Below are 8749 nucleotides of genomic sequence, written 5' to 3' on the forward strand. Positions count from 1 at the left end.
CGGGAGCTGTGGGCCGCGACACCGCCGCTGACCGGGTTGGCGGGCCGGGCGCCGCCACCGCCTCCGCCTTCACCGCCGCCGCTGCGGCCGCTGTGGGTCTTGATGCCCTGGGAGACGAGAGCGGCGGGCGAGCTGATCATCGCGGCGGCCTGGGAGCCGTCGGTGGCCTGCTTGCGGTTGGTGCGGGCACCCTGGATCTCGTCACCGAAGCCGGGGACGAAGCGGTAGATCATGGCGGAGGCGAAGATGGCCAGCAGGATGATGGCGAGGCCGGAGACGACGGCCGAGAAGGCGTTGGGCCCGTCGTCCGCGGAGAGCGCCCCGGCCAGCCCGAGCACGATCACGATGACGGGCTTCACCATGATCACGGCGATCATGATGCCCGCCCAGCGGCGGACGTGGCCCCACATGTTCTTGTCGACCAGCCCGGAGTACACGACGACCCCCAGCAGGGCGCCCACGTAGAGCAGGGCGGCCCGGATCACGAGCTCCAGCCAGAGGATGCCGGCCGCAAGGATCGACACGAGCGAGACGACGATCAGCATGATCGGCCCGCCGCCGATGTCGGTGCCCTTCTTGAGCGCCTCGGCGAACGACCCGAAGAAGACGTCGCTCTGCCCGCCGGTCGCGGCGGAGATGACCTCGGTGACGCCGTCGGTGGCCGAGACGACCACGTAGAGGATGAGCGGGGTGAAGGCCGAGGCCAGGACCGTGAGCCAGAGGAATCCGATGGCCTCGGAGACCGCGGTGGTGAACGGCACGCCCCTTATGGCGCGCTTGGCCACGGCGAAGAGCCACAGGACCAGGGTCAGGATGGTGGACGCCGCGAAGACGACGGCGTACTGGGTGCGGAAGGTGGGGTTGGTGAAGTCGACGGTCGCCGTGCTCTCCACGGCCTCGCTGAGCTTGCCGACGAGGTAGGCGGCGGCGTCGGCGCAGCCGCGGGCGAGGGAGGTGAGGGGGTCGAGGGCGTCGTCGGTGGTGGGCGTGCTGCGGGGGGCGGCTTCGCCGCCATCGCAGTAGTCCCTGGCAGGGCCGACGATGAGATCGCACTTGTCCTGGTCGGACGGGGTGGGAGTCGGTGAGGGAGCTGCTGCTGTACCGGTCGCCAGAACGATCAATGTTGCTTGGAGACTCGCGAGGACGGCGCCGACCTTGAACGCGAGGCGCGAACTACCGGGCATACGTGAACCCTCCGTACTGCTCGACGGCCTTGGCGATCTCGTCGGCGTTGGAGGCCGTACGGTCGGTGTTCACAGGGGCCGGACCGTCTTTCTGAGAAAAGCTGTCGACCTTCCAGTCACCCTCTGCCCACCGGAGCGTAAGTGTCATGGTGAACCAGTCATTGCTCACTGGGTTGGTCGAGCTGACACCAGCCGTGCCGAAGAGGCCGGTGCACCACACCTCTACCGATGCTGAGCTGTCCGAGTACGTAATCGTTTTCGTCCCGACGGGAGCAGTTCGGGAGACATAGGTCATGCCCGGTGCCGCAGTGCCCTTTTCGTCAAGGCCGACCTTGTCAAGAAACGCCTTGTCGTAAGCCTGATTGAACCTGGTTTCCAGCTCGCCGACTCGGTCTGCAACGAAGATCTGCTGCACGATCTCACCGCGACGGTCGGGCTGGAGAATTTCTGCAGAAACCAGCGCCACCGCGTAGTTCGCTGCCGCGCTCTGCGCCCCCTGCTCGTCATGTGCGAAACCCGAGGCGATCGTGCCGTTCCCGCCCTGGACCGGTTTCGTGCCCGTCGCGGCCGTGGGGCCGGCTCCTGCCGTGTCCGGCTTCTTCTCGCTGTCGGTGCCCGAGGCCCCGCCTCCGCCCTGGTTCGCGAACGCGATCGCCGCGATCAGCAGCACCACCACGCCCACCACCATGATCAGCGAGCGGGAGCTCCGTGCGGGCCGGCGGCCGTAGCCGTCGCCGTCGTCGGTGCCGCCGGGCAGACGCGTGCGCGTCTGGCGCGTTCCGCCGAGGGTGCTGTACGGATCGTCCGCGCGGATTCCCGGTTCGTTGTCGCCGTATCCGCGCTCATCACCCTGGCTCATGCCGCGTACGCCCCCTCAGCCGTGTGCAGTTCCGCGTGGTACGACGGTAGCGGTGCTGGTTTCCGCGTGGACGCGGTGTGGTGACTCGACATCAGGGGACGCAACCTCTGCCGGTGGGCACGACGGACGGGTGGTGGGGGGCGGACGGGGACGGGCCCGGGACAGGGTGGGCGGGGTGGCGCCGGGTCAGACAGCCATCCCGTACACAATGGTGAACAGTGTGCCCAGCGATCCGATGATGAAGACGCCGGTCAGCCCCGCCACGATCAGGCCCTTGCCCTGTTCCGCGCTGAAGGTGTCGCGCAGCGCCGTCGCGCCGATGCGCTGCTTCGCGGCGCCCCAGATCGCGATGCCGAGGCAGAGCAGGATGGCGATCGCCATCACCACTTCGATCATGATGCGTGCTTCGTTGCCCAGGGTCCCGAACGGCCCCCAGTTCGGGGCGATTCCGCCGATGATGGTGGTGATGTCGCCCTTTTCCGCTGCCAGGATCATGTAAGTCACCGCCCCTGTTGGGTAGTTCGCAGCCCGTGCCGTGTGACGCGGGTCGGTCTCTATCTTCGCTGATGAAACCGGCATCGCACGACGTCTTCTCGGGTCTCTTTACCCGAATCTCGCACGTTTGACCGGAGGAGCTGCCCTGACCTGCGACTCGTCCTGAGATCTGCTTGCATGTGCATGGTTACTCTGTGTATCACGCTCCGTGACGGCTAGCAACGACGGTGGCCAGTGGTTCCGGGTGCGGTTGGTGCGTTCACGGGAGGCGGAGGATTCGTACGCGCTGTTCGAGAGCCGTGGGTGCGCCGGTGGCTTCGGGCCGACGCGTCATCAGGGGGCGTGCGGGGAAGGCGACGAGGTCTCCATGGCCACAGCCCTGTGCGCGCGGGTGCCCGGCCTGGAGGTGGGGGTGCTCGATGGGACGGTGGCTTGAAGTCGTGCCAGGGGCCGTGGGACGGAAACGCTTTCGATTCGGCGGGGCGGGCACCGCTCGCCCTCGGTGCGGATGACCACCACCGCCTGCGAGGGCCTGCAGGCGGGGTGCCCGGCCCACCGGGCGAACGACCGCTCGTCCTTCCATCGTCGGCTGCGGCCCGCCGCCGCGGTGGCGTCCAGCACCGAAGAACCCGAACGCCGCGTGTCCGGACCTGCTTCCTTACCCGTTCGTGCCCCCGTGCACGGTCATCGTGCGAGGAGGGCCAGGTCGTCGGCGGTGAGCCGCAGGGCTCCGGCGGCCACGTTCTCGGTGAGGTGGTCCGGGTTGCCGGTGCCGGGGATGGCCAGTACGTGCGGCCCCTGGTGGAGTGTCCAGGCCAGCCGTACCTGCGCGGGTGTCGCCCCGTGGTCACGGGCGACGGCCGACACCGCCCCGCTACGGGCGGCGCCCGCCGCACCCTCCTCGCGCCCCTCACCGGCGATGGCGAAGAACGGCACGAAGGCGATGCCCTGCTCGCCGCAGGAGCGCAGGAAGGCGTGGTCTCCGGCCGGGGAGCCGATGCCGTACGCGTTCTGTACGCAGACCACGGGTGCGATGGCCCGTGCCTCGGCGAGCTGCTGCGGCGAGGCGTTGGAGATCCCCAGGTGACGGATGAGTCCGGCCTCGCGGAGCTCGGCGAGGGCGCCGAAGTGGTCGGCTGCGGACGCGGAGGCCTGGCTCGCCGCGAGGCGCAGGTTCACCACGTCCAGGTGGTCGCGGCCGAGCTGGCGCAGATTCTCCTCGACCTGGCCGCGCAGCTGCTCCGGAGTGGCCCACACCCATGCGCCGGAGGGATCCCGGCCGGGGCCGACCTTGGTGGTGATGACCAGGTCGTCGGCGTACGGGGCGAGAGCGCTGTTGATGAGCTCGTTGGCGGACCGCAGTGGTGAGAAGTAGAAGGCGGCGGTGTCGATGTGGTTCACGCCGAGCTCGACGGCGCGGCGCAGGACGCGCAGGGCGCGGCCCCGGTCGCTGGACGCGCCGGCGGCGAATGCCGCTCCGTCCTGGGGGAGGCGCATGGAACCGAAGCCGAGTCGGTTGACCGTCAGGTCGCCCAGCTTCCAGGTGCCGGACGCCGATGCGTCGATCGTTTCCGATGATGAGGGCATCATCGGATTCTTCCACCCGTTTCCCCGTCGCCCCGGTGGGCGCCGGTCACGTCGTCGGTGAGCCGGTCGGCGGTGGGTGCGGTGCCCGGAAGGTGAACGCCCCGGGACCCTCGCCGGTGCTGCGGATCAGTGCGATGCGGTCCATCGCCTCGTCAACGCCCGGGCGGTGCCCGGCGGGGACCCACCACAGTGCGTGGTGGAAGTCGGCGAGGCGCTCGAACCATTCCCGGCGGCGCGCGAGCACCTTCAGGTGGGCGCTGCGGTAGGTGTAGTCCTGCAGGGCTTCGACCGATTCCCAGACCGAGCAGTTGATCAGGAACAAGTCGTCGTCGTCCTTGGGGCGCAGGCCCGTGGAGTCCGCTCCGCCGTCGTCGACCATGCGCCAGACGAACCCGGGGGCCTGATCGGCGAGGGCGTTGATCTCCGGGAGATGTGCGACGAAGTCGGCCAGCTGCGGGCTGCCGAGCGGGGCGATGATGCGCCCGACGTTGACCTGGGCGAGGTGGAAGTCGTTCACGGGGCCAAGCATGCCCGGGTGAACCTTCTAAAGTCAACGTTTGCTGTTTTTAGATGTCCTCGGTGACTTCGAGAGAGACGCAGCACCCCCGGGGAAGCGGATCCATCGCCGCCCGCCAGCTCCGGCCCTCCGGCAGTCCCTCGAGCAGGCCCTTGATCCCGGCCAGGTTCATCCCGCAGACCAGGGCGGGGAACTGATCCGCCAACGCGTGGAAGGGGCAGTTGTTCAGACGCAGCGTCCCGCCGTCCCAGAACGGCTCGTAACCACGCTCCCGCAGGGCCTCGACCGGATCGGCCCCGCTGTCGGCGGCGCCCCCTTCGGCCTCCCAGGCCGCCTTTGCCGCCGCCTGCAGTTCCCCGTCGAGCCCGGCCCGCTCCACCACCTCGGCGAGCAGCCGGCTCACCGTGTCGTAGGAACGGGGCGGCACGGAGACCGCGCGCTCACCCTCGGCCCGCCGGTACATCTTCGAAGGCCGGCCGGCCCCCGGACCGCTGCGCCCCGAAAGCCGTCGGAAACACACTTCGAGCAGCCCGGCCTCGACCAGCTTGTCCAGGTGGAACGCGGCCAGTGAACGGGAGATCCCCGCCGCCTCGGCCGCGGCGTCACGCCCCACCTCGCCCGGTGTCCCGGTGACGTGCCGGTACAGTCCGCGCCGCACCGGATCACCCAGCACGACCAACGCATCCAGGTCGCAATCCTCGCTGCTGCTCACGGCACGATTCTATGACCAACGGTGATTGCTGCTTCCAGGAAGCGGCGTTCGCCCACGTCCGGGCCGGCTCTCTCCCCGCAGTCGGGCCGGTTCCCTCCCCGCGTCCGGCCCGGTCCTGTCATGGCCTCTCACGCAGTGTCGCCGTGAAGCTGCGGCCGTAGGCGTGATGGGTCGTGACATCGAGACGGGTGCCGCCGGGGACGCGGCGGACGCGGATTCCGGAATCGGCCGAGACCTGCCGCAGGGGCCGGCCGCGGAGGGTGACGGCCACGGAGCGCCGTGCCGTCGTGGGGTCGGACACCGCGACGGAGTACGTGCCGTCCCCGGTCCGCCGCAGCATGACCGACGCCGGGCCGTCGACCCGGAGGTGCCCTGCCCGGTGCGTCCCCGGGGTGAAGGCGTTGACGGCGGTGATGCCCAGGCGGCTGTGGGCCGCGGCCTGCAGCCGGTCGGTGTTGGACAGCACCGTGAGCGGGCCGCGGGCGTAGGACGCCAGTTGCTGTGCGGAGGCGTTCGGGACGAGGACGTGTGCCATGGACGTCGGACGCCCTCCGGCAGTCTGTTCGTAGGACAGCGTGAAGACCTGCTTGGTCACCGCTGTGTCCGCGTTGGCCAGGCGCACGAGTCGCCGGCTGCGCGTGACCGTGTCCAGTGCCACGACAGGCGGCGGACCGGACAGGAAGACGTACCCGACCGCGGTCCCCTGCCCCTCGTCGGCGTACCGCAGCCAGGCCGGCGGGGCGGACCCGGTCCTCTGCCAGGGCGCCCCGTCACGGAGGCCGCCGGTGAGGACGACGGGGGAGGAGGGGGTGGCGATGCGGGTGTCGACCGTCGTGGTCACCGCGCGGTCCGCGAGGCCTGCCACGCCCGCGGAGAGCACGAGGATCTCGTCGTCGAACATGAACCACGACCTGGTGGCACGGGCCGCCCGGTAGGCGACGAAGTCCTCGGGGAGGATCCCTGCCTGCTGGGCGGCGTACGCGGCGTCGTCGGACTGTACGAGGCCGGCCACGCCGTAGGCGCCGAGGCGGGCGCCGCCGGAGAACGCGTGGGTGGCACGGGGGAAGTAGACGTACGTGTTCTGCGACTCGGAGGACGACGTGAAGCCGCGTTCGGGATTGTCGTACCAGAGGGTGCCGTAGAGCTCGGGGACGGTGCGCCGTGGCTCGACGGGTGCGGTGACGCCTGCGAGGCGGTGGGGCTCGACGGCGGTGAAGTAGTCGATGCCGAACGCCTGCCGCTGGTCCGCGCCGGACAGGTAGAGGTAGTGGGCGCCGGTGCCCTGGAACCAGGGCATCAGGTTCTCGCCATTCATGTACTCGTACATGCTGATGCGCGCGGAGCTGCGGGCGAGGGCGAAGGCGTAACCGGGGCGGCGGTGGACGGTCCGGTCCATCGCGTTGAACGCGGAGTGGGAGGCGGCGGGGACGAGGTCCCTGGCAGGTGTGGAGGAAGCCAGGATGTCGGCGTAGCGGGCGATGCTGACGGGGGAGACGAAGGCCGTGGTGTCGAGGCTCGCCTTCGAGGTCTGCCGGACGAATGCGGCGTAACCCGCGAGGGCCTCGGCTTCGCTGCCGGCCGTGTGCGCGGACAGGTCGACGACGGCCTCCACGACGGCGGTGACATCCGCGTATCCCGTGCCGGTCCGCGAGACGGCACGTCCCTTGACGATCTCCATCATCCAGCCCTCGAAGATCAGCGGGGCGAAACTGTCGGTGACCCAGCCCTGGACGACACCGGCCAGGCTGTCGCCGGGGAGGTAACCGGTGCCGTCGAGGATCTTGATGGTCTGGACGATCCGGGTGAGCAGTCCTTTGCCGTAGGAGCCGGTGTACGCGACGGAGGCGTGCTGGACGAAGGAGCCGTCGGCGTAGAAGCCGTCGGTGACCCCGTGGCGCGGCTGGTAGGGGTCGATCGTGGAAAAGACGGTCAGCTGGTCGGCGAGGGCTTTGGTGATGCGGGCGTCGTCACCGAGCAGGGCGCCTTGCAGGATCCGGTTCGTCGTGATGTCGGCGAGGTTGGCGCCGGTGTGGAAGCGCGAGTCGAGATCGACGTCGCCGTCCTTGCCGTTGCGGAGATACGCGTCCATGGACGCGATGTACGCCGCTGTGAGCTCCGGCCGGTACGCCGCGACCTCGTCCCTGAGGAGGACCAGGGTCCTGGTCACGTGGGCGGGGATCCCGATCTCCCAGTGGAACCAGTTGCCGTAGTAGCCCTTCGACTGGTCTTTGAACCAGCCGTCGTGGAGGCGGGCCAGGCCGTCGACGACCCGGCGCCGGAGCACTGTGCTGTTACGCAGGCCGGCGGCATCGGTGCTGACGTCGGTGTCGGTTTCGGTGCCGGGGAGGCAGGTGGCCAGGGCGATCTCGTAGAGGTACTGGTAGGACGTGCTCAGGTTGGGGTCACTGGTGCCGAGCGGGAGGCCCTTGAAGAGCTCGTCCTGCCCGGCGCCGTCCATCGCTGCGAGCCGGGCGCGCGCCGTCGCCCGTAGGGAGGCGAGTTTCGGGGCGACCTCGGGGCGGGCGTTGGACGCGTCGGTGCCGGCGAAGACCGCGACGGTATTACGGAGGAGGGCCGCCCGATCCTGGTCCGCGGAGGCCGAGGAACGTGGAGCGGCAGGCCGGTCGGGCCGGGGCGTGGCCTCCGCCCGCAGCGCCTGGGACAGCGCCCAGAGGGTGGCGGCGGGAATCACGGACAGTGCAGAACGACGCGAGAGCTCCACCAGCACGCTCCAAAGTCCGGCCTGTAAGCGCTTGTTCCCGTGTGGACGTGTTCCCCACACAAGCAACGGTTTCTCACCCGTGTCAACGGCCGGGGGCGTTGTTCACGGTGCTCGATCATGCACCCGGCGTCAGGGCGCCACCGCCCGGGCCGGCCGGGCCGACGGGCATTAGAATCTGCTCCCATGTCGAAGCCTGACGAACTGCTCGTTGATGTTGCCACGCTGGTGGAGTCCGGGCACAGCAATCAGATGTCTCTGACCGTGGTCGCCGGCGGTGCTGTCATCACCGGTCGGCTGGCTCCTGAAGCAGTCTGGCGGCAGCGGGTGTCGGAGGTACTGGCGGACTCGGCCAGCCTGAGCGATTTCTCCGCCGTCTTCACCGCTACGAAGCGCGAGAAGGAGCCGCCGACCCATCTGCATTTCCATGTCGCGCGGATTCTGCAGGGCACGGTGGGGATCCCGGAGACCGGCGGGATGTACCGCGTGGCGATCGACGACGTCAGCGCCTGGACCATGGGCGACTTCAGCTACTCCGACCACTGACTCCACCGCAGGCGCCGGGGGCCGTCGGTGCTGCCGGAGGTGTGGCACCCGGCGGGCGGTCCGGCGCCTGCGCGTCCGACACGGGGCGGGTCCGGCCTATGGGGCAGTCGGGGCGGGCGTCCTCGTCATC

9 protein-coding genes are annotated in these 8749 nt (G+C 69.7%); 2 read left to right on the plus strand and 7 right to left on the minus strand.

Going from position 1 to position 8749, the window contains the following annotated elements; translation table 11 throughout:
* The 3 genes from VN520_RS09700 to VN520_RS09710 form a co-directional block, all read right to left on the minus strand.
* A partial coding sequence (locus tag VN520_RS09700; protein ID WP_325746461.1) for a hypothetical protein occupies window positions 1–1184 on the minus strand: 1184 nt, incomplete at its 3' end.
* A complete protein-coding gene (locus VN520_RS09705) occupies window positions 1174–2043 on the minus strand; it encodes a hypothetical protein (RefSeq protein WP_325746462.1) in 870 nt (289 codons plus the stop codon). The genes VN520_RS09705 and VN520_RS09700, both read right to left, overlap by 11 nt.
* 186 nt (window positions 2044–2229) lie before the next feature.
* Complete coding sequence (locus tag VN520_RS09710) at window positions 2230–2538, minus strand: hypothetical protein (protein WP_015610155.1); 309 nt, start codon at window positions 2536–2538, stop codon at window positions 2230–2232.
* Between the two features lie 208 nt (window positions 2539–2746).
* Between VN520_RS09710 and VN520_RS09715 the strand changes: the two genes are divergently transcribed.
* Window positions 2747–2974 (plus strand): hypothetical protein, encoded by a 228-nt coding sequence (locus VN520_RS09715; protein ID WP_325746463.1) that lies wholly within the window; start codon window positions 2747–2749, stop codon window positions 2972–2974.
* Between the two features lie 248 nt (window positions 2975–3222).
* On the opposite strand, the gene VN520_RS09720 is transcribed toward VN520_RS09715, so the two are convergent.
* The 4 genes from VN520_RS09720 to VN520_RS09735 all read right to left on the minus strand — a co-directional run bounded on the left by VN520_RS09720 (window position 3223) and on the right by VN520_RS09735 (window position 8076).
* Window positions 3223–4125 (minus strand): aldo/keto reductase, encoded by a 903-nt coding sequence (locus tag VN520_RS09720; RefSeq protein WP_325746464.1) that lies wholly within the window; start codon window positions 4123–4125, stop codon window positions 3223–3225.
* 46 nt (window positions 4126–4171) lie between these two features.
* On the minus strand, window positions 4172–4642 hold the full coding sequence (locus tag VN520_RS09725) for a DUF3291 domain-containing protein (RefSeq protein ID WP_325746468.1): 471 nt from the start codon (window positions 4640–4642) through the stop codon (window positions 4172–4174).
* 49 nt (window positions 4643–4691) lie between these two features.
* On the minus strand, window positions 4692–5354 hold the full coding sequence (locus tag VN520_RS09730; protein ID WP_325746465.1) for a helix-turn-helix transcriptional regulator: 663 nt from the start codon (window positions 5352–5354) through the stop codon (window positions 4692–4694).
* Between the two features lie 118 nt (window positions 5355–5472).
* Window positions 5473–8076, minus strand: coding sequence for a polysaccharide lyase family 8 super-sandwich domain-containing protein (locus VN520_RS09735; protein ID WP_325746466.1), 2604 nt, complete (start codon window positions 8074–8076; stop codon window positions 5473–5475).
* A gap of 183 nt (window positions 8077–8259) precedes the next feature.
* Between VN520_RS09735 and VN520_RS09740 the strand changes: the two genes are divergently transcribed.
* Entirely contained in the window at window positions 8260–8619 is a 360-nt protein-coding gene (locus VN520_RS09740; protein ID WP_325746467.1) for a hypothetical protein, read from the plus strand.
* Window positions 8620–8749: the final 130 nt, after the last annotated feature.

Source organism: Streptomyces sp., from assembly GCF_035563135.1.
GTDB lineage: Bacteria > Actinomycetota > Actinomycetes > Streptomycetales > Streptomycetaceae > Streptomyces.